This is a genomic window from Bacillus sp. S3, from assembly GCF_005154805.1.
GTDB lineage: Bacteria > Bacillota > Bacilli > Bacillales > Cytobacillaceae > Neobacillus.
In genome coordinates, this window is record NZ_CP039727.1 from 690,527 (window position 1) to 710,612 (window position 20,086).

Sequence of the window (20,086 nt, forward strand, 5' to 3'; positions counted from 1 at the left end):
AATTACACCCCTTTTGAATAAAGGGTAATCGTTTCTTTCACAGCTCGAATTACATCTTCTACATCTGTTTCATTCATAAGGGGAAATAAAGGGAGAGTCAATATGGCCTCATATAGAAACTCTGAAATTGGTAAATCTCCATGCTTGAAGCCTAATTCCTTGTAGTATGGAAGAAGATGAATGGGCAGGTAATGAACATTAACCCCAATATTATGGTCCAGTAAAGTTCGATAGATTTCTGCTCTATCAGTGGACAGCCGCGTTAAATCAAGTTGTATTACATAAAGATGCCAGCTTGACACCCCATCCGAATCCTGAAAAGGAGTGATAATTTCTGGGATATTAATAAAAGCTTCTGTATACATGGCGGCATATTTTGTTCTTCTCTCAATAAATTGGTCAATCTTTTGTAATTGGCTTATCCCTAATGCAGCTTGTATGTCAGTTAACCGATAATTAAAGCCAAGAAACTGCATTTCATAATACCATGGACCGTGATTATTCAGTAATTTACCAGGATCACGAGTAATGCCATGAGTACGGAACTGCAGTAATTTTTCATAATAATCTTTGTTGTTAGTAGTAATCATTCCCCCTTCACCCGTTGTAATATGTTTGACGGGATGAAAGCTAAACATGGTCATGTCGCTGATGGAACCTATTTTTTTACCTCTGTATGTGGCGCCTAAAGCGTGAGCAGCATCTTCGATTACAACTAAATTATGTTTTTTAGCAATTTCGCCGATTTCGTCCAAACAGGCTGGTTGCCCGGTGAAATCAACAGGGATGATTGCTTTTGTTCTCGGTCTGATACATTTTTCAATTTCTTTTGGGTCGATATTGTATGTTTTCTCATTGATATCAGCAAATACAGGAGTACCACCTTGATATAAAATACAATTTGCACTTGCTGCAAATGTCAAGGGGGTTGTGATCACTTCATCTCCTGCTGTAATCCCTGCGGCAAAGCATGCGCCATGTAATGCTGCCGTTCCATTTGCGAAACTAACAGCATATTTGGCACCAACATAATCAGCAATTGCTTCTTCAAACTTGTAAACAAAGGGACCTGTGGTTAGAAAGTCGCCTTTTAATACTTCAACGACCGCTTCAATATCGTCATTATCAATCCACTGGCGGCCATACGGAAGATAGGTGTCTCTAATTGGCTTCTGATTCACGTTACCCTTCCTTCCTGGTTGGTTGGTCGTCCTTAACCAGCTCTCTTAACTCATCAATAGAAAGCCATTGAACATTGGTGTTACTCACATAACTAAAGCCCTCTGGTAATGGTTTTCCGCCATTTGCACCTTCTTGAGCCCACCATGGAAATTCCGGCTGTATCACATAATATGTGCCAAAGTCCAAGGTACGCCTTGCATCGTCCTCTGTAATCATGGCTTCGTGTAATTTCTCACCGGGACGAATGCCAATCACTTCTACTTTGCATTCCGGTGCAATTGCACTGGCTAGATCCGTAACTTTCATACTAGGTATTTTCGGAACGAAAATTTCCCCGCCTTTCATTCTGCCAAGGTTGTCAATCACAAACTGCACTCCTTGATCCAATGTAATCCAGAAACGGGTCATCCGTTCATCTGTAATTGGGATCGTTCCGGTTTCCTTCACCTTTTTAAAAAATGGAACGACACTGCCGCGGCTTCCAACCACATTTCCGTAACGAACGACGGCAAAGCGAGTCTTTTTCATTCCGGCATAGGAGTTAGCAGCAACAAATAATTTATCTGATGCCAATTTTGTTGCCCCGTATAGATTTACAGGGCTTGCAGCTTTATCCGTACTTAGAGCAATTACTTTCTCCACGCCTTTATCTAAGGCGGCTTCGATGATATTTTGCGCACCGTGGATATTGGTTTTGATGGCTTCGAACGGATTATATTCACATGCACCAACATGTTTTAAGGCGGCGGCGTGGATCACAATATCAACACCGTCAAATGCTCGGATTAATCTGTCTTTATCGCGCACATCTCCAATAAAGAAGCGAATGCGGGGGTCAGAGAAATCTTGTGCCATTTCATATTGTTTTAATTCATCACGACTGAAAACAATGACTTTCTTTACATCCAAAGTAAGAACTTTCCTGATAAATCTTTGTCCAAATGATCCTGTTCCGCCGGTGACTAGGATGGTTTTTCCTTTTAAATTAAACAAACTAATGAACCTCCTTTTACAATAATCTGCAACACTCCAATCTAAAAGGGCTGCGTGTTCTATTCATTTAATAATTGTTTTAAGGATAAATTGTATTCTATGCATAAAAGTATGGTTTGTTAATACTCTTTCCTTTGCTTTGTAACTAAACTGGTTTCTTGTGGTTTCATCATGTACAAATTGATGAATGTATTTTATACATTCTTCATTGGTTGTATAGGGAATAACCTCGCTTAAAGGGTCAAAATGTAATGCCAAATCGGGTTTACTGGAACAAAGCTGAAAGCCGTTGCATGCAGCGATATCAAATGTACGATTGTTAATACTTTTGCTTGCAATACCAAGTGTATTTTTATTTTGATGATAATTGTAGGATCGGTGCGGGTTAAGGATTATTTTTGAGGAATGAATTATGTCTTTGACCATAGTAGGTTCTACCCATTTATTGATTAGTTTCAATCTTTTAAAATGTTCACTACCAATAAACTTTTTCCATAGAGGACCAGCTATTATCATCGTATAGGATGTGTGTTCTAAAATGTGGCGTGCAAGTTCAATTCTTTCAGGATAGGGATAGCCGATTAAACAAATATCAAAATAGTTTTTTCCTTGTATATCAGGTGGTGAGTAGAGCTTGGGATCTGCTCCTAGTGGAAGATGATAAGTACTTTTGGCAGGGAGGGTTTGCTGATAATATTCAAATGCCCCTAAATCGATGGTAAAGATAAGGTCGAAAGCTTCCGCCAAACGAACAGACTCGTCGATATAAAAGGGATCTTCGGTTAACCAAACTCCAAGAACATATCCTTTTTGCTTTAAAAATTGTATAAATGGTTGTTCTAATTTATATCCGACAAAGGATAAGACGAAGTCGGGATGGTACTGTTCAATTTGTTGCGTCGTCTGAAGGTTAAAATTTGGACTAATTTGTAATACTTGATGGTTCAACTGAGAGAATGCATGTAGAATGGACTGTTCAAAATAGGGATAGATTCCTGAATAACCGGAAGCAATAAATACTATTTTCAATATTGTTCACACCCTATTAAACTTTGTATTTGGATATTATAAGTGAAGACAGTAAATAACTGTCTTCACCACTTATCAGCTAATCATCATCGTCATCATCATCACCATTGCCGGGTGTTATTTCGACTGAAAAGCTTTCAATGTCATCAAGCATGATATGCCTTACTCGCTCTGACATAAACGGACTTAGCATTTCTGCTTCAACGATTTCCAATAAGCTATTCTTGGAAATATGTCCCAATACACCTGTTATAACATCTCCTGATCTGGTTCTAAAGGTGATTTCTTCGCCGACATGCTTCTTTAGGATTTTATAAAATTCCCTACCGGAAGACTTGTCCTTTTTTTTATTCTTCTTTTTTCCCATTTGACTACTCCTCCTTTCTTTAATTAAATTCGGAATAGTATATTCTAAAAATAATAAATGGACAGGGCTATTATCATTTTAAAAAAATAATTAGTCGATATATACAATATACACGGTAGTTTTTCCCGATTCTTTCATAAAATAATCGTTACTGTTTCTGGGACAGAACATGAAGGGAAGGCTATAATCTTGATTGTTAGTCTTTTTCCGCCCTTTAAGCGCTTTTTTATCCTTACTTTAAAATATCCCATACAATCCGAAGTTGTTTTGATAGGGTTGCGCTCTCCTATGCTAATTTCTATTATTGCATAAGGTTCGCTTCGGCCTTTAACTATTATTTTCTTCTTTTTTCTTTTGATTTTTACCGTTAGAGAGTCATCCAGGGCAGGCGGAGTTTTTCGTTCCAATTGCAAATTTACCTCTACTTCTTCCCCAGGCGAAAGAGAAAAAGTCGGGCAGCATATTAAATTATACTTTTCGTTTATCATACTAACCCCTAACTATCCACTTGAACAGTAGCTTTGACTCGGTACGTTCCAGAAGGGATATCACCAAATAAATATAACCCACCGACATTTGTTTTGGTGATTTCAATGATACTTTCTGTGCCGTTTGAGATCGAGTATAGTGCAACAATGGCATTTGCGATGGGTGTGTTGGAATTGCCATCTGTTACTAAACCACTGATTGTTCCTGTATTTGCATCAGGATCTACAGCTATACCAATATCACTCGGGACAAACTCTCTTCCGCTTATAGTTAACGGTACTGTTTGATTGGATAAATAACCAGCCTTCGCAGCATCAAGTTCGTAAGTTCCATCTAGTAAATTGGCAAATAAATATTGACCTTGAGCATTTGTACTTACGGTTCCTGCAAGTACTGGACCGCTGCCATTATTACTGAAAAGCTGTACTGTTGCATCTGCAATGGGCTGATTATTTGTTACGTCCTTTACAATCCCAAAAATAGCATTTTTAGTTCCGTCAGGGTCTGTTTGCATTGTAATATTGACAGTTGTGTTTCGATTTGACAAGACAGTTATGGGGATACGATTTGGAGTCAGATACGTAGGTTCTGAAGCTGTGATAAAGTATGAACCCACTGGAACTCTAGGGAAAATAAAGTTACCGGCAGGATTACTATTAATATGGTCATAAGGTACGTTATTGGAGGTAAATAATTTTATAGTAGCTAAGGGAATTGGCGTTCCATCAGGGCGACTGACAGTTCCGGTGATATTACCTGCATTTATATTTGGATTTGCTTGAAGATTGAAATCTGCTGTCTCTTCATCCCGTCCATTAATTGTAATTAATGGACTTGGCTGTAAATTATATGGTTCTATAATTGCCATCGTCATCTTCCTTTCATACAAGATGTTATAGTATATGAGACGGGAGCATTGATGGTGTGGACAAGGTTATAATAATGATTTAGGATCTGTCTGACCCTAGTGAAATAATGTGTTATTCTTTTCGTATATATCAACGAATAGTCAATTTATATGATCAACACCCAATAAGATAGGTACATCAGAGGAGGTGATGGATAAGCTCAAACAAAACCCAAGGCCAAATATTGGGTCAGGAGATATTGCACATTTTGCATCAGAATTAGTTCAAACAAGAATCTTTCCGTTTCCAAACCCGCGGTTTCCTCCATCATTACTTCTTTCATTCTCTTGTTTTTTCGCTGATTTCAGTTGATTGACAGGCCATTTACAATATTTTTCGCAAATAATATAAATTCACGGAAAAGGCAATTCCAAGATTGGAAAAGCCTTTTTATTCTAGCCCATTATATAGGTAAAACAATAAAACTTTATACATTTTATCCAAATTGAACAATGTGGGGATAATAAATATTCCTCATCATGAATTGAATAATAATTTTTTATACTTTGAACATTTGAAGTATTACTGGTGCCCCTTTTGGAGGTGTGTCATCAGTTTTTAACATAATGACTCCACTTTGTACTTCATAGCTTTCCTTAGGCTGTAAAACACCATTTATAAATAAGTTCATGTAAGACACCATACAAGGATCCAGAATTACTTGATTTCCTAATTCTTTCATTCCATCATCCTCTTTGTAAATTCTGCAATATCCGTCGGAGATTGTGTAATACTCAAAGACTTCAACCTGCTTTGGGAGGCGAAACCGTAATACTTCTGTAGGTAGGGTTGGAATCATTAAAAATGGCTTAGTTAAATTATGAATACTGTTATATTTTTTCATTAATCATTCCCCCTACAATTCCTCATATTTCCACTCAATATTTTATCGTTTGTTCCTTTTTTGGTGCTTGGTTACTTGATCAGTATTATTGTCTATACACAAAAATTCTGATGACATAGAATGAACTATAACTTGGAAAGGAGGTTTTTTTATTGCCATTAAAAATTATGAAGCTTGCAATTACGGCGAATACAACTATCGATACGTTTCCAACTGTGGAGAGATTCTTTAATGAAGCAGCTTCCACTGTAACAGGAGCAGGGACTTTAACTATTGCTGTTGGTGATTTCTGGGATGACACAGGAGCAGCCGCTACTACTCTTCCTGCCCTAGCAACCGATAATAGTTACTTTAATGTTTATGTTAATGGTGTTCTCCAAATGGAAGATTTATTAGCCTATACTCCTGGTGGTACGGGTGTAGGACAATTAGTTATTACAGTTCCTGCTGGCTCTACCATTGAACAAAATTCTCCTGTTGTTTTAGCTGTTACAAATTTCACTCCATCCAGCGATACAACTGTTATCACTTAATCCTATTGCCTGGTATGAACTATCGGGCTGGCAATGTCTTAGAACCAATAGTCAAAAAAAAAGCTGGTGGAAAAACATATATTTTTCGCCAGCTTCTGAACTTATATGGTTGAAATGACAAATGATGCGTACAAGGGTAACATGTCTTTTATATGAATTTAAGCTAAGGGAAGTTTTAATAATCGGTAGAATCCTTGTATTGGGAGGTCACGGATTTTTTGAACTATCATAGCCGATAAGTGATATATCTTATCGAAAGGTGGATATTATTGAAGGCAGATGCAGTTTTTGAAGGTGGCGGGGTCAGGGGAATTGCCTTTATCGGAGCGGTTCAAGCTATGGAAGAAGCAAAAGTAGAATGGCAAAGACTGGCTGGAACATCTGCGGGAGCCGTAATAGCTGCTCTTTTAGCAAGTGGCTATAAAAGCGATGAAATTAGAGTCCATATGGGTGATATCGATTTTTCGAAGCTTCGTAGTAAGTCAATCTTGAATCGATTTCCCATTTTCGGAATTCTTTTAGAACTTATGATTCATCTCGGGATGTATAAGAACGATTATTTGGAAACATGGATAGATTCACTTCTTTCAGTAAAAGGTATTGAGACATTTGCTGATCTTCCCGATGGAAAGTTGAAGATCATTGCTTCTGATGTTTCAAATGGGCAAATGCTCATATTGCCAGATGATTTGGAACGCTATGGGATGATTCCTGCTGATTTAAAGGTTTCGACTGCAGTAATGATGAGTGCATCATTGCCATTTTTCTTCCGTCCGGTTATCTGGAAATCAAAGGACTATAACAAATCTTATATTTTAGATGGTGGTTTACTTAGTAACTTTCCAATATGGATATTTGATGCAGACAATCCTCGTTTTCCAACCTTTGGCTTCCATTTTGTAAAAGAGAAAGTGAACATAGATGCGGTAATCCCAACACCGCTTCACCTTTTCAAAAATATATTTAAAACGATGCTTCAAGCCCATGACTTACGGTATATGAATGAAGAAACTCTTGAACGAACCATACAAATTCCAACTGGCGACATCACTGCAACTGATTTTGAACTAGACGAGGAAGAAACGGATTTTCTCTATAAATCAGGCTATACATCTGCAAAAAAATTTTTATCGAACTGGGATTTTGAACAATATAAGGAAAAACGAATGCAAAAAGTAAAGATTCTGGGATGCGAGAATGAAACAAGATGAGCCGTTATAACGGCCAATCTTGTAGGGAGCGAGTGTTTTTAACATTCGCCCCATAAATTTATATCTGAAACGAACAAGCAGATTGTTTCTAGAAGATTTCCTCGGTATTCTTAGGGGAGCTCTTTACGTATTGTCTCTAAATTTTGGACTGATGAATCAATCATTTTTCCATATAAGTCTACTATTGATTGACCGTAGCTGCTGCCAGGTACAGCCCATTTTCCATTTAAGGCTATCCAAGTTGGGGCAGACCCTCTTGCCACTAAATTAAAGCGGGTATCAGCTAAAGGATACTTTGCGGGTAATGGGTTTGTTACAGCGTAAGCGTATAAATGCTGGAGATGAGCAAGAACGCCTTCCTCGGGTGTTTTAAAGCTGGCTCCTGAATTATCTTGCCCCGTTGCACCTAATCCGGCAAAGTTGTTTTGTTCGGGTTTTACTATTCCTGTAAAACGTAAATAGTTTGTTTCGTGCAAAGCTTGTGCAAAAGCTACGTCTCCCCTTATTCCGTAATACTCGCCGAAGGTTAAATAATGGTTACCTACTTCTACAGCGCTCGGATTAATTTTTTTGACAAATGCATTCATAAGCTCTGGAGAAAGTAGAGTTGGACCAAGAATGGATAACCCGGTTGGGATGGGAATAGGCGGTTGGTTGTCTTGTCCACCAGGTAAACTTCCACTCGTGCCGCTATCTCGACTCGAGTTTTCACTAACAATAAAGGCATCGGTAAAACCGGCATTTTGAAGTCTAATCAAGCTTTTTTCTGCATTTTCACGATTTTCAAAGGCCCCAACTTGAACACGATACCAAATCGCACCAGAAATCATAGTTGATACGATAAATGATTCGATTCCTTTTGTTTTTAATATAGTGACACAATCGTCTGCGTTTTGTTTGGATTTGAACGACCCAGCGATTACCTTGTAAAGCGAGCCGGGAACAGAACCCGATGATTTTTGCTTAAGGTTAAATGCCTTAGCAATTCCATTTACATGAGCTTGAGCTACAACTTGGCGCCAAGAAGCTTGTTTCATTAATTTGGCATCTTGTGCATTATCGATAAAGCCATTTTCCGATAAGAGTGCTGGCATGGTGGACTCGCGAAGAACGTGAAAATTCGCCTTTTTCTTTCCACGGTCACGGAGTTGATTTGTTTTAACTACTTCTGCATGAATAATCTTTTGAATGTTCGCTGTGGTTGAAGTGTCGGATAAGCCGCTGTAAATATAGTCCTCGTATCCAGTTGCTCCCCCGGCATTAATATGAATTGCTAAATAATAATTTGCCCCCCACACATTTGCCTCATTAGTTCGCTGGCTTAAACTCTTCGTAGTATCGCTTGTCCGACTCATTTTTATCTCGATATTTTCATAATTGTTGTGCAAGATTGAGTTAATTTTAAGGGCAATATCTAATGTAATTTCCTTTTCGGTTAATCCGTTGGCAGAAGCACCTGGATCCGTGCCGCCGTGTCCAGGATCTAAATAAAGTTTCATCCAATCCCCTCCAAATGAATTATTTTATATTATATGAAAGGAATGCACTTATGGAGTAGACTAGTTCCCAATACGGAAATTATTGTGACATTATATTTATTGAAAGAATTTAAACCTTGCCTTTGACCATTGCACACTTTTAAGACTTTTGGCCAGAATCGATTACCTTATAGAAGGAAACATGCTCCACCCAAACATTGAAACATGGGATTCCATCTAAGATGGGAGGGATTTATTTTACTTTATGATGTCAATTTTGATAAAAAAATCTGGAGTGGCCACAATTATGAACAGGGAAAATGGATTGAACTGGGGATCGATATTGGGGTAGATCACCTGGTTCAAAAAACCGAGAGTTTGATGTAGGGAAACGGCTGATTCCTTATTGCCGATTTTTAGCGATGAAAGGATTAGATACTAAACTTTCGTGAGTAGCCGCCCAAAGGTTGTAAGCCATGATACAATGGATAGCAAATAACGACCATGAAGGCGGTGTGAGTGGATGTGTTTAATCCTATTTGCTTATCAAGTTCATCCTGTTTATAAGCTGATTGTTGCTGCTAACCGGGATGAATTTCATCAAAGACCCACTGCTCCGGCACAGTTTTGGCTGGATCAGCCTGAAATTCTTGCCGGCCGTGATTTAGAAAAAATGGGTACTTGGATGGGGGTTACAAAGACTGGACGTTTTTCCGCCCTGACTAATTATCGCGATCCTTTGGAGGAAAGAGAAGGAAAACGTTCACGCGGCGAGCTGGTGGCTGATGCCTTGGCCTATCAGGGAAAGATCGCTGATTATATGAATACCCTAGAGATAAATAAGCATCAGTATCCGGGCTATAACTTATTATCAGGCGATGCAAATGAACTGTACTATTATTCCAATGTTGGAGGGGAGCTTCAAAAGCTGAAGCCGGGGATCTACGGGGTGAGTAATCATTTATTAGACACGGAATGGCCAAAAGTGAAAAAGGGAAAGACAGGCTTGGCGGACATTATCGGTGGAAATAGGGACGGATTGGTTGAACAGCTGTTTTCCCTATTGAAAAATGCAGATCCCGCCCCGGATGAATCCCTGCCAAGTACAGGGGTATCGCTGGAATGGGAACGAATGCTTTCGCCGCTTTTTATAAAAAGTGAGCAATACGGGACAAGAAGCTCGACGGTGCTTCTAATGTCTGATGAAGAGATTCAATATGTGGAACGGGTCTTTTCGGTGGATGGGGCAGAGGACCGGGAGTTTCGCCTAATGAGTTGAAAGAAAGGTTTTCTTTCTGAGAAAAAAGGGAAGATATTAGTGCGTTGATATATACTATAAGTGAGAAGGGAGCGTGAAACGTTTGAAAAGAGGATGGTTAGGAATTGGAATCGTGGTCGCCATTATTGTTATTTTCGGCCTCATGTTCATGTCCAGCTATAACAGCTTTGTCAATCTAGAAGAAAACGTAGACCAGTCACATGCTCAAATCGAAAATCAACTGCAAAGACGACTGGATTTAATCCCCAACCTAGTGAATACCGTCAAAGGGTATGCTTCGCATGAAAAAGAAGTCATTGCATCGATTTCTGATGCCCGGGCAAGGCTTGCCGGGGCAAACACGCCTCAGGAGGAAGCGACTGCTAATGCAGAATTATCGGGCGCATTAAGCCGGCTGCTTGTAGTCGTAGAGAATTATCCCAACCTAAAGGCGGATCAGCAGTTTACGCAATTAATGGATGAACTGGCCGGAACGGAAAATCGAATTGCCGTTGCCCGGAAAGATTATAATGATCAAGTGGCGATTTTTAACAAAAAGGTGAAACGGATGCCGGGATCCATTATTGCGCGGATCGCCGGGTTTGATGAGAAAGAGTATTTCAAAGCGGACCCTAAAGCTGGAGAAGCACCAAAGGTTGACTTTGGGGGCAATGGATAATGAAAACGAATAGGGTCTTCAGCTGTATTTTGGTGTTTTTCACTATGTATCTGTGTGCTTCAACGGCACTTGCTGAGGATGTCCAAATTCCTGCTCCTATAGGAGATATTTATGTACAGGATTTTGCCGCGGTATTAACTGATACTGAAAGGGCGGAATTAATCCATTTAGGCAGAAGTATTGAAGATCAAACAACAGCACAAGTGGCAGTGTTAACAGTTGAAACAATTGGAGACCGGTCGATAGAGGAATTTGCCAACGAGGCCTTTCGGCAATACGGAATCGGAAGCAAAAAAGAAAACAATGGCGTAATGCTCGTGTTAGCGATGAAAGAACGGGCAGCAAGAATTGAAGTGGGCTATGGGCTCGAGGGCAGGATACCGGATGGAAAGGCAGGCCGGATTCTTGATGAATATGCGATTCCCTATCTGAAAAGCGGGCAGACGAATAAAGCAGTTGCTGAAACCTATAAGGCTCTTGCTTCCGAAGTTTTCGCGGAGTACGGCATTGAGGGTGGAGCAGAAACAGCACCGACTCCAGGCCCGGTGGTCTCTAATGACGAAGGGGGCGGGGTAGGGATCCCTTCTTGGCTGCTTGTCATTATTGTGGTGGTGGTCGTATTTCTCGATTTTAAGTTTTTCGGCGGCACCCTTACATACCTCCTCCTTTCTATCATCACTCGTGGTGGTGGCAGAGGAGGCGGTGGTGGTGGTTCACGCGGAGGCGGCGGCGGATCATCAGGAGGCGGCGGAGCCAGCCGGGGATGGTAGTGTAAAAAGATGCTCTTCCATTATCGGGAGGCATCTTTTTGTATGTAATATTCCTGAAGTCATGATGAGGCATTTTTTAGTAATCTTCTTTTCCTCCGATAGGAATACAAAATAATAAATCCGAGTAGGAAAAGGACGATTATATAGATACTATACCTAGAAAAGTAGGTTCCTACATGAACCCAATTCTCTCCCAGCGTTCTACCCAAGGTGATAAAAGTAAAACACCAGATAACCGCCCCAATATAGGCAAATAAGGCAAACTTTTTATAGGAATAGCGGTTCATTCCAGCGAGATATGCCGTAATATGCCGGACCCCGGGAATAAAAAAGCCAATGATCAGGAGGAACGGCCCAAACTTAATAAATAATTTTCTCGTTCTCTCAATCCGCGCCTCAGTGATATGAAGCTTAGGACCAAACTTATGCAAAAACGGTACGCCTAATTTTACACCTAAAATGAAGCTAATCGTAATCCCGCAGCCTGCCCCAATAAAAGCACAAATGAGTGAAGGCAGGTAAGCCATTTTTCCAGCAAACACAGTATACCCTACATAAGTAAGCAGGACCTCATCAGGAATAGGCAGGCCGACAATCCCGCCCAATAAAGCAATAATAATTCCAAAATAGCCAAAATGTTCAATAAGACCATTCAAATGCTGCATCATCACACGTCCCACAATCATTTCTTTAAAGAATAAAAAAACAAAACTACCCAAACTTATCATCCTCAAAATTTTAAACTTTATCCTGTTGAAAATACAGTTTTTGGTGCCTGACACCAATTTCATCATTGTCACCATATTCGTAAATATAATAGTATAAATTCGTTTGTTAGGAGTGTGGGAGTATGGCGATTGAGTGGTGTGAGGCGGATCAGGTGTTTCATTTGTTTAATGGCAATGTTAGTTATTTGATTCAGCTTGTTCATGGGAAGTATCCAGCCCATTTGTATTGGGGGAAGCGGGTGCGGGTTTTGCAGCCTTCATCGATCCTTGCTTTTAAAGGAAGGGCATTTTCGCCGACGTCGGAACCAGAAGATCCTAAATTTTCACTTGATACGCTGCCGCAGGAGTACCCTGCATTTGGAAATGGAGACTTCCGGGAGCCGGCCTATCAGCTTCTCAGCCACGACGGGTCCACGATAACTGAGTTTGTTTATGACTCGCACGAAATACGAAAAGGGAAACCTTCTCTTAAAGGATTGCCATCATCCTACATTGAAGATGATTCGGAAGCAGAAACACTTGTCATCACCATGGTAGATTCTAAACTGGGAATCGGGCTGAATCTAATGTATACCATTTACCGTAACCTTGATGTCATTACGAGATCGGTGTCTTTCGAGCACCTTGGCAGCCACACCGTAGAAATACATAAATGTATGAGTATGTCAGTAGATTTCCACCAATCGGATTGGGGCTGGCTGCACCTTCACGGAACATGGGCAAGGGAGCGTCACATAGAACGCAGGCCGCTGCATCATGGAATCCAATCGATTTCTTCGGCAAGGGGGGCGAGCAGCCATCAGCATAATCCGTTTGTTGCGTTACTTTCAAAGAACACTACGGAAGAATATGGCGATGTTTATGGTGTAAGCCTTGTATACAGCGGCAATTTCCAAGCCTCTATCGAAGTAGATCCTTTTGAAACAACCAGGCTCAGCATCGGAATCAATCCGTTTGAGTTTATTTGGCAGTTAAATCCGGGAGAAACGTTTCAAACGCCGGAGACACTCATGGTCTATTCGTCAGAAGGTCTTGGCGGAATGTCGAGAACCTTTCATAAGCTATTGAGAACTAGGGTGTGCCGCGGTGTTTACCGCGATCAATCGCGCCCGATTCTGATCAATAATTGGGAAGCTACCTATTTCAATTTTAATGAGAAAAAATTAAAGGATATTGCGGATGCGGCGAAGGGACTGGGAATTGAGCTGTTTGTTCTTGATGACGGCTGGTTTGGCCGTCGTGACAATGATAAAAGCTCATTAGGGGATTGGGTCGTCAATAAGAAAAAATTGCCTCATGGTTTAGCTGGGCTTGCTGACTATGTAGAGAAAAAGGGAATGAAGTTTGGCGTATGGGTCGAGCCGGAAATGGTTTCACCCGACAGCGACTTGTACCGCAGGTATCCCGACTGGTGCCTCCATGTGCCCGGACGAAGCCGGACACTTTCCCGAAACCAGCTCGTCTTGGATTTAGGCCGGAGGGAGGTGTGTGATTTCCTGCTCGAAACAATGACCAGCATCTTCACCAGCGCACCGATTTCCTATGTGAAATGGGATATGAACCGAAATATGACAGAGGCGGGGTCGGCAGCACTTCCTCCTGAAAGACAAAAGGAAACAGCTCATCGCTATATGCTTGGCCTATATTGGATTTTGAGAAAATTAACTGAACGCTTTCCACAGATTTTGTTTGAAAGCTGCTCGGGCGGGGGCGGACGCTTTGATCCAGGGATGCTTTATTACATGCCGCAAACGTGGACGAGTGATGATACGGATGCAGTAGAGAGGTTGAAAATTCAATATGGAACAAGCATCGTCTATCCGGCAATCACGATGGGTGCTCATGTTTCGGATGTGCCGAACCATCAGACAGGAAGAATGACACCTCTCAAAATGAGGTGTCATGTGGCGATGGCAGCCAATTTAGGCTTCGAACTAAATATCGATAAACTCGGGTCTAAGGATAAAACAGTTGTGCACGATCAAATCAGTCTTTACCATCAAATAAAGGAGATCATCCTTTTCGGTGACTTGTATCGGCTGTTAAATCCATTCGCAGGAATGGACACAGCCTGGATGTATGTGAAACCGAATCGGGAACAGGCAGTAGTTTTTTACTACAAAATATTGGCAATGCCAAATCCGCCTTTTTTTCGTCTCAAACTACGCGGGCTAAATCCAAACTTTAAATACAAAATAAACAGCGGTGAGCAGCTGTACTATGGCTCCGAACTCATGCAAATTGGTTTAGCCATGCCGCTGATCAAAAAGGATTATACTTCATTCATTTTTCAGATTGAAGCAATATGATGCTAGGCCGCCAAGTTTAGTTGCCGTTGTTTCCGCCGGTACACGACCTTTGATAATAAAACACTGCATTCATATAAAAATAGCAAAGGGATGACAACCAAAATGTCGGATAATAAGTCCGGCGGCGTAATTATGACTGCAGTCACGATTAATCCAAAGTAGGAGTATTTTCTTATCTTTTGTAATCGGTACGGATTTAACACCCCTAAACTTGTCAAGAACATGATGATCACCGGCAGTTCAAATAAAAATCCGAAGGGAAGGGTGGTGTGTATTAAGAAACGAAAATATTTTTCGGTTGTAAAGAAGGTCATAAACATATCCGCCGATAAAGACAGCAGGAATTTATAGACCATTGGGAAAATCACGAAGTAGCCGAAGCAGATCCCAACAAGAAATAAGATGAATAATGCCGGAATATATGCCAATGTTATTTTTCGCTCAGCCGCTTTCAATGCCGGGCGGACAAATAGCCAAATTTGATAGGCGGCCATCGGAATCGTCCCTGAAATCGCACAGATGCAAGAAAGGATCAAGTATACCCATAAAATATCACTTGGGCCTAAGATCGCCAGCTTCACCTCTAATCCTTGAACAAGAAAGTTATAAATATCTTGGACAAACACAAAGGATAGGATAAACAAAAGGATAAACGTGCCTAAGATGTAAATAAGCCGTTTCCGCAATTCTTCAAAATGACCGATAAGGTCCATTTCATGATTATTCACAATACCCCTCCTTTAGGTAAAAGAAGATGCGAGCACACATTCTGCTGGCATCTTCAAAAATGATTGGGACTAGATCGTTTTTTCTTCTTTTTTCTTAGATAGTTCTTTGGCGGGCTCATCCTCAGAAACTAAGTCACGTGTGGACTTTTTAAATTCCTTTAAGGTTGAACCAACGGCACGGCCTAATTCCGGTAATTTTGATGGACCAAAAATAATTAGCGCAATCACAAGAACAAGAATTAAGCCGGGTATGCCTATGTTTTGAAGCATGGCAGATTACCTCCAATTAGATAGCTTCCTTTATTTTCATCCTTTGATGAATGGTATTAAACAGTACATACTTTGCTCTCCTTTTGAGGTGATTTGGTCGATCACAACTCTGAGTATAGGGCAGTACTGTAAAAGATGAATGAAGAGAGTGTAAAGAAATAATAAGAGATGATGAACTTTCTTAACTATTTGTAAATTATGAGGGGCACGACCATAAACAACAATTCCAGGGCGAATCATTTAAGTTAGTGAAAAACAGTATTGGAAATAAGTTTTACCTATATAGTAAAATGTAATAATTGCAAATTGGCAAAATATATTTTAGTAAAATACCAATTAAAGGCGTTTACCTTTAGTAAAATTGCAATTATAATAATCCTATAAAGTTCTACGATGGATAAGATGAAAAAGGTAAGGTTGACCATCGTTTAAAATGGGTTCAGAAGCAGGGAACCGCTTGCGGGATAAGTTTCTCGAGCTCACTCTTGTAGGCGGAATGGCGGAAAACTTTGATCTGCTTACAGGTAAAGGTTTAGTAGATAACCTCCTTTACATGGACATCGAGTGTATTTTTGCTGCTGTTGGCTAATAAAGTTAGGGGGGATTAAATGCGTAAGTATTTCGGGGAACTTGCTCTTACGATTACAGCGATTATCTGGGGCAGTGGCTTTGTGGCGAGTGCGATTGCCTTGGAGCACTTCACTCCGTATCAAATTTTAGCAGGCCGGTTTTTAGTAGGAGCTGTCATCCTAGGTGTTATTTTCCATAGGAAAATAAAAATGATTAATAAAAGCACCATCATTAAAGGAGCGATATTGGGGGTCTTTTTATATTTTGCGTTTGCTCTGCAAACGGTGGGTCTTCAATTTACGACACCATCAAAAAATGCCTTCTTAACAGCCGTAAATGTCGTAATTGTTCCGTTTATCGGCTTCCTATTGTATAAACGAAGAATGGATTTTTATGAACTGACGGGGGCTGTCTTAGCGATGGTCGGTGTCGGTGTGTTATCGTTGAAATTATCGTCCGATATCAATATTGGAGATTTGCTGACATTAGGCTGTGCCGTTGGCTTTGCGTTCCATATTTTCTATACGGCAAAATTTGTGAAGGATTCCGATCCGATTCTCTTAACGCTTATCCAAATGATGTCCGCAGCCGTCATTGGAATGATCGTTGTCTTCTTCAAAGGAGAAACCTTCACCGCAGTCAATATGGACGGGATGTTATCACTCCTTTACCTTGGGGTTTTTTCTACATCAGTTGCCTTTTTATTGCAAACCGTTGCTCAAAAAATGATTTCAGAAACAAAAGCTGCCATTATCCTTTCGACAGAATCGTTTTGGGGCATGGTATTTTCCGTTATCATTTTAAATGAGGTGATGACCATTAAAATGGTGTTTGGTGCCATCCTCATTCTTAGTGCTATTATCATATCGGAAACAAAAATTCCTTTTTTAAAAAGAAATAAATTAAAGGAACTGACAAGGTAGGTAGAGAAATAATGGCCACAATAAAAGAGATAGCCACTTTAGCTAATGTTTCAATAACTACCGTATCACGAGTATTAAACTACGATGAAACATTAAATGTCTCACCAGAAACAAGAAAAAGAGTCTTTGAAGCGGCAGAGGAATTATCCTATGTAATCACACCAAAGAAAAAGGCAAAAAGTAAATGGAAGATAGGTTTATACGATTCTTTCTCGCTGGAGGAGGAATTAGTCGATACCTATTACCTATCGATTAGGGTTGCCTTGGAAAAGAAACTGAAATTAAAAGGCATTGACTTCTATCGCATTGATAAGGGCGGCAATGCTGATTATAGTAAAAAAATCGACGGCATTATATGTCTTGGAACGTTCAAAAGCAAGGATATCGACAAAATCAAGAACTTTGACAAACCGTGTGTCTTTATCGATTCAAATCCGGACCAACGGTATTTTGATTCGGTTATTATCGATTTCCCTTCGGCTACCAAAAATGCTCTTCAGTATTTAACAGAATTAGGTCATAAGAGTATCGGTTTTATCGGTGGAGTCGAAACGGATATGTATGGAAATCGATTTAAAGATTTGCGTCAGGACGTTTTTGAAAATTATTTAAAGCAAAAGAATATTTTTAAAGAAGAATTAGTGAAAATTGGCGGTTATGATCCGAAAGACGGATATACCCTTTTAAAAGAAATGTTAGCAGGTGAACAAAAGCCTACCGCTATATTTGTTGCTAATGACACCATTGCTGTTGGATGCTATAAAGCGGCTTATGAGCTTGGTATAAAAATTCCGGCTGAACTAAGCATTGTTGGCTTTAACGATGTCGCTACCGCACAATATATGGTTCCTCCTCTGACAACAGTTAAACTATATACAGAAATTATGGGAGAAACGGCGGTAGAGTTACTGATAGATAAACTGTCCACCAAAAGGGAAGTTAGTAAGAAAATCACGATTAATACGAAATTGATTATAAGAGAAAGTGGAGCAGCTCCACGAAAGAAATAAGGAGATATTTAGCGGGTTATTTTAAATGAAGCGAAGAGTATATATTGATGCTCCTCGCTTTTTTTTCATGGAATGTATGCCAAAGGAGGCGGGATCTGTGTGATTTCGGTTTATAAAAAGCTAGAAGAAAAAGTAAAAAGCCAACTTTATAGGAGCATACGGGCAAAAATGGTGTTGTTTTTCCTTATGGTTGCCCTCATTCCATTAATTCTATTTGGGCTGCTATCATACGAAAAGTCGTCCGAAATCGTGAATAAACAATTTAATGATTATGAACAATTTGCAGTTTCTCAGCTCAATAAACAAATTGAAAACACATTTGAGCAAATGTATGTTGTCTCGAAAGACATCAATCATTATTTATCCGACCCAACGCTGGTTATCTTAAATGAGGAAATACCGCGAACATATACAGGGTTTATTGAGAATAAAAACTTCGAAAGATATTTGGAAGCACATAAGACGTACAATACCAAGGGTATCTATTTAATTACCAATACAGGCTACTATTATGGGAATAGTCGATTGGATATTCATAAACTCTTTCAAAAACCTTTTTGGAAGGAAACAAATAGTTTAAAAGAAGGGGATCTTTGGATAGGATTTTATACGGCTGACCATTATTACACAGGTGAGAAAGATAAGCAGTTAATGGGGCTGGTTTTTCCAATTGAAAGCCAATTTGGGGTGTTAAAAGGAAGTAAACTTTTAATTGAGACTGATGCTGAGGAGTTATTCTCTTATATAGGCTTTCTAGAGAATAAACTTCATTCCTCGGTCACCCTAAAAAATGGCGAGCATCAGGTAGTGTATAAGACGAAGAATTCACCAAAAGAATTGGCAACGGACATTGTCTGGAATAGACATTTTGATGCATATGGGTGGGATATCCATATTCGTATTCCAGAGGAATTCTATTATCAATCATCAAATGTAATTTATCGTTATACCCTACTAGCCATCATATTCTCTATTATTCTTGTATGTATCTTAGCTGCCGTCTTTTCCATACCGTTCACGAAGCGGATTAAACGTCTTAAATCCTCAATGAAACAGGTAAGTGAAGGGGATCTCAATACCCAAATAGCGGATACTTCAAATGATGAATTAGGGGTGTTAGCGCAAAGTTTTGATGATATGGTCAATCAAATTAAGGAATTAATCGATCAAATTAGCCAAACAGAACGTTTAAAAAGACAAGCTGAATTAAGGGCGTTCCATTATCAAATAAATCCCCATTTATTATTTAATACTTTAAATTCTATTCAATGGAAAGCTAGACTCTCAGGAGTTAAGGAAGTTCAAGAGATGATTTATCATTTAACAGAGGTTCTCCATGAAAATTTAAATTTTTCCGATGAGTTAATTCCATTAAAAAAAGAATTGCAGACGATATTGCACTATTTGAAAGTCCAAGAGGTTCGCTACGGAAACACATTTGAATATATAGAAGAAATGAAAGAAGATTGCCTAGACTATTTAATCCCTAGGATGACCCTTCAGCCTTTATTTGAAAATATCTTTTTTCATGCCTTTGAGGATGGCCAAGGCCGAATTGAGCTAGCGGTAAACGCCAAACAGGAATATTTGGAACTTACCCTCTGCGATAACGGCAAAGGAATGAATGCAGAAATGATAAGAAAGTTGCTTGACCCAAATCACCATGAGGAAAAAGGGAAGGGAATCGGTGTTTATAATGTAGATCAACGCATTAAGCTTCACTTTGGAACAGATTATGGCTTATCAATCGAATCCGTTGTGGGTCTCAAGACGATTTTTACCATTAAATGGCCAAAAAGGAGGTAAG

At 39.7% G+C, this 20,086-nt stretch carries 21 protein-coding genes; 10 read left to right on the plus strand and 11 right to left on the minus strand.

Translation table 11 applies throughout. From position 1 onward, the window contains the following. Positions 1 to 2: 2 nt before the first annotated feature. The 7 genes from pseC to FAY30_RS03220 all read right to left on the minus strand — a co-directional run bounded on the left by pseC (position 3) and on the right by FAY30_RS03220 (position 5,812). Positions 3 to 1,181: a UDP-4-amino-4,6-dideoxy-N-acetyl-beta-L-altrosamine transaminase gene (pseC, locus tag FAY30_RS03190; protein WP_149868536.1), complete on the minus strand. Its 1,179-nt coding sequence runs from the start codon at positions 1,179 to 1,181 to the stop codon at positions 3 to 5. Position 1,182: 1 nt separating this feature from the next. Further along, a complete protein-coding gene (gene pseB, locus FAY30_RS03195) occupies positions 1,183 to 2,181 on the minus strand; it encodes a UDP-N-acetylglucosamine 4,6-dehydratase (inverting) (protein WP_149868537.1) in 999 nt (332 codons plus the stop codon). Positions 2,182 to 2,238: 57 nt separating this feature from the next. Beyond that, entirely contained in the window at positions 2,239 to 3,204 is a 966-nt protein-coding gene (locus FAY30_RS03200; RefSeq protein ID WP_149868538.1) for a CgeB family protein, read from the minus strand. A gap of 79 nt (positions 3,205 to 3,283) precedes the next feature. Beyond that, complete coding sequence (locus FAY30_RS03205) at positions 3,284 to 3,571, minus strand: hypothetical protein (RefSeq protein WP_149868539.1); 288 nt, start codon at positions 3,569 to 3,571, stop codon at positions 3,284 to 3,286. Between the two features lie 134 nt (positions 3,572 to 3,705). Then, positions 3,706 to 4,059 (minus strand): hypothetical protein, encoded by a 354-nt coding sequence (locus FAY30_RS03210; RefSeq protein WP_149868540.1) that lies wholly within the window; start codon positions 4,057 to 4,059, stop codon positions 3,706 to 3,708. An 8-nt stretch (positions 4,060 to 4,067) separates the two neighbouring features. After that, positions 4,068 to 4,928, minus strand: coding sequence for an MSCRAMM family protein (locus FAY30_RS03215; protein ID WP_149868541.1), 861 nt, complete (start codon positions 4,926 to 4,928; stop codon positions 4,068 to 4,070). 539 nt (positions 4,929 to 5,467) lie between these two features. Further along, positions 5,468 to 5,812, minus strand: coding sequence for a DUF4183 domain-containing protein (locus FAY30_RS03220; RefSeq protein WP_149868542.1), 345 nt, complete (start codon positions 5,810 to 5,812; stop codon positions 5,468 to 5,470). A 152-nt stretch (positions 5,813 to 5,964) separates the two neighbouring features. Between FAY30_RS03220 and FAY30_RS03225 the strand changes: the two genes are divergently transcribed. Continuing rightward, positions 5,965 to 6,345 (plus strand): DUF4183 domain-containing protein, encoded by a 381-nt coding sequence (locus FAY30_RS03225; protein WP_149868543.1) that lies wholly within the window; start codon positions 5,965 to 5,967, stop codon positions 6,343 to 6,345. Between the two features lie 269 nt (positions 6,346 to 6,614). Continuing rightward, positions 6,615 to 7,556 (plus strand): patatin-like phospholipase family protein, encoded by a 942-nt coding sequence (locus FAY30_RS03230; protein ID WP_149868544.1) that lies wholly within the window; start codon positions 6,615 to 6,617, stop codon positions 7,554 to 7,556. Positions 7,557 to 7,666: 110 nt separating this feature from the next. Here FAY30_RS03230 and FAY30_RS03235 read toward each other — a convergent pair whose 3' ends face one another. After that, positions 7,667 to 9,055, minus strand: a complete 1,389-nt coding sequence (locus FAY30_RS03235) for an N-acetylmuramoyl-L-alanine amidase (protein ID WP_149868545.1) — start codon at positions 9,053 to 9,055, stop codon at positions 7,667 to 7,669. 502 nt (positions 9,056 to 9,557) lie between these two features. On the opposite strand from FAY30_RS03235, the gene FAY30_RS03240 reads away from it, so the two are divergent. From FAY30_RS03240 to FAY30_RS03250, 3 genes are all read left to right on the plus strand, one after another. Further along, positions 9,558 to 10,313, plus strand: coding sequence for an NRDE family protein (locus FAY30_RS03240; protein ID WP_149868546.1), 756 nt, complete (start codon positions 9,558 to 9,560; stop codon positions 10,311 to 10,313). Positions 10,314 to 10,455: 142 nt separating this feature from the next. Further along, positions 10,456 to 10,971 (plus strand): LemA family protein, encoded by a 516-nt coding sequence (locus FAY30_RS03245; protein WP_411675483.1) that lies wholly within the window; start codon positions 10,456 to 10,458, stop codon positions 10,969 to 10,971. Beyond that, positions 10,971 to 11,741, plus strand: a complete 771-nt coding sequence (locus tag FAY30_RS03250; RefSeq protein WP_149868548.1) for a TPM domain-containing protein — start codon at positions 10,971 to 10,973, stop codon at positions 11,739 to 11,741. Before FAY30_RS03245 ends, FAY30_RS03250 begins: the two co-directional genes overlap by 1 nt. A 59-nt stretch (positions 11,742 to 11,800) precedes the next feature. Here the strand turns inward: FAY30_RS03250 and FAY30_RS03255 are convergent, their stop codons facing one another. Then, positions 11,801 to 12,409 carry a DedA family protein gene (locus FAY30_RS03255; protein WP_149872571.1) on the minus strand — a complete coding sequence of 203 codons (609 nt, stop codon included), beginning with the start codon at positions 12,407 to 12,409 and terminating at the stop codon, positions 11,801 to 11,803. Between the two features lie 182 nt (positions 12,410 to 12,591). Between FAY30_RS03255 and FAY30_RS03260 the strand changes: the two genes are divergently transcribed. Next, positions 12,592 to 14,778 (plus strand): alpha-galactosidase, encoded by a 2,187-nt coding sequence (locus FAY30_RS03260; RefSeq protein ID WP_149868549.1) that lies wholly within the window; start codon positions 12,592 to 12,594, stop codon positions 14,776 to 14,778. 2 nt (positions 14,779 to 14,780) lie between these two features. On the opposite strand, the gene tatC is transcribed toward FAY30_RS03260, so the two are convergent. Both tatC and FAY30_RS03270 read right to left on the minus strand, forming a co-directional pair. Beyond that, positions 14,781 to 15,506 (minus strand): twin-arginine translocase subunit TatC, encoded by a 726-nt coding sequence (tatC, locus tag FAY30_RS03265; protein ID WP_149868550.1) that lies wholly within the window; start codon positions 15,504 to 15,506, stop codon positions 14,781 to 14,783. 69 nt (positions 15,507 to 15,575) lie between these two features. Continuing rightward, on the minus strand, positions 15,576 to 15,776 hold the full coding sequence (locus FAY30_RS03270; protein ID WP_149868551.1) for a twin-arginine translocase TatA/TatE family subunit: 201 nt from the start codon (positions 15,774 to 15,776) through the stop codon (positions 15,576 to 15,578). A 457-nt stretch (positions 15,777 to 16,233) separates the two neighbouring features. Here FAY30_RS03270 and FAY30_RS27765 point away from each other — a divergent pair, with 457 nt between their 5' ends. The 4 genes from FAY30_RS27765 (at position 16,234) to FAY30_RS03285 (ending at position 20,085) form a co-directional block, all read left to right on the plus strand. Continuing rightward, positions 16,234 to 16,365: a hypothetical protein gene (locus tag FAY30_RS27765; protein WP_263315282.1), complete on the plus strand. Its 132-nt coding sequence runs from the start codon at positions 16,234 to 16,236 to the stop codon at positions 16,363 to 16,365. Between the two features lie 19 nt (positions 16,366 to 16,384). After that, the gene (locus FAY30_RS03275) at positions 16,385 to 17,269 is read left to right on the plus strand and encodes a DMT family transporter (RefSeq protein WP_149868552.1); all 885 of its coding nucleotides are present in this window, start codon (positions 16,385 to 16,387) and stop codon (positions 17,267 to 17,269) included. Positions 17,270 to 17,280: 11 nt separating this feature from the next. Then, positions 17,281 to 18,279: a LacI family DNA-binding transcriptional regulator gene (locus FAY30_RS03280; protein WP_149868553.1), complete on the plus strand. Its 999-nt coding sequence runs from the start codon at positions 17,281 to 17,283 to the stop codon at positions 18,277 to 18,279. Positions 18,280 to 18,378: 99 nt separating this feature from the next. Next, the gene (locus FAY30_RS03285; RefSeq protein ID WP_223820878.1) at positions 18,379 to 20,085 is read left to right on the plus strand and encodes a sensor histidine kinase; all 1,707 of its coding nucleotides are present in this window, start codon (positions 18,379 to 18,381) and stop codon (positions 20,083 to 20,085) included. Position 20,086: the final 1 nt, after the last annotated feature.

Excerpts from the sequence above, each read along its gene's own strand:
- FAY30_RS03205 (WP_149868539.1), bottom strand. The coding sequence starts at position 3,571 with ATGGGAAAAAAGAAGAATAAAAAAAAGGACAAGTCTTCCGGTAGGGAA.
- FAY30_RS03210 (WP_149868540.1), bottom strand. The coding sequence starts at position 4,059 with ATGATAAACGAAAAGTATAATTTAATATGCTGCCCGACTTTTTCTCTT.
- FAY30_RS03215 (WP_149868541.1), bottom strand. The coding sequence starts at position 4,928 with ATGGCAATTATAGAACCATATAATTTACAGCCAAGTCCATTAATTACA.
- FAY30_RS03220 (WP_149868542.1), bottom strand. The coding sequence starts at position 5,812 with ATGAAAAAATATAACAGTATTCATAATTTAACTAAGCCATTTTTAATG.
- FAY30_RS03235 (WP_149868545.1), bottom strand. The coding sequence starts at position 9,055 with ATGAAACTTTATTTAGATCCTGGACACGGCGGCACGGATCCAGGTGCT.
- FAY30_RS03240 (WP_149868546.1), top strand. The coding sequence starts at position 9,558 with ATGTGTTTAATCCTATTTGCTTATCAAGTTCATCCTGTTTATAAGCTG.
- FAY30_RS03245 (WP_411675483.1), top strand. The coding sequence starts at position 10,456 with ATGTTCATGTCCAGCTATAACAGCTTTGTCAATCTAGAAGAAAACGTA.
- FAY30_RS03250 (WP_149868548.1), top strand. The coding sequence starts at position 10,971 with ATGAAAACGAATAGGGTCTTCAGCTGTATTTTGGTGTTTTTCACTATG.
- FAY30_RS03255 (WP_149872571.1), bottom strand. The coding sequence starts at position 12,409 with ATGATGCAGCATTTGAATGGTCTTATTGAACATTTTGGCTATTTTGGA.
- FAY30_RS03260 (WP_149868549.1), top strand. The coding sequence starts at position 12,592 with ATGGCGATTGAGTGGTGTGAGGCGGATCAGGTGTTTCATTTGTTTAAT.
- FAY30_RS03270 (WP_149868551.1), bottom strand. The coding sequence starts at position 15,776 with ATGCTTCAAAACATAGGCATACCCGGCTTAATTCTTGTTCTTGTGATT.
- FAY30_RS03275 (WP_149868552.1), top strand. The coding sequence starts at position 16,385 with ATGCGTAAGTATTTCGGGGAACTTGCTCTTACGATTACAGCGATTATC.
- FAY30_RS03280 (WP_149868553.1), top strand. The coding sequence starts at position 17,281 with ATGGCCACAATAAAAGAGATAGCCACTTTAGCTAATGTTTCAATAACT.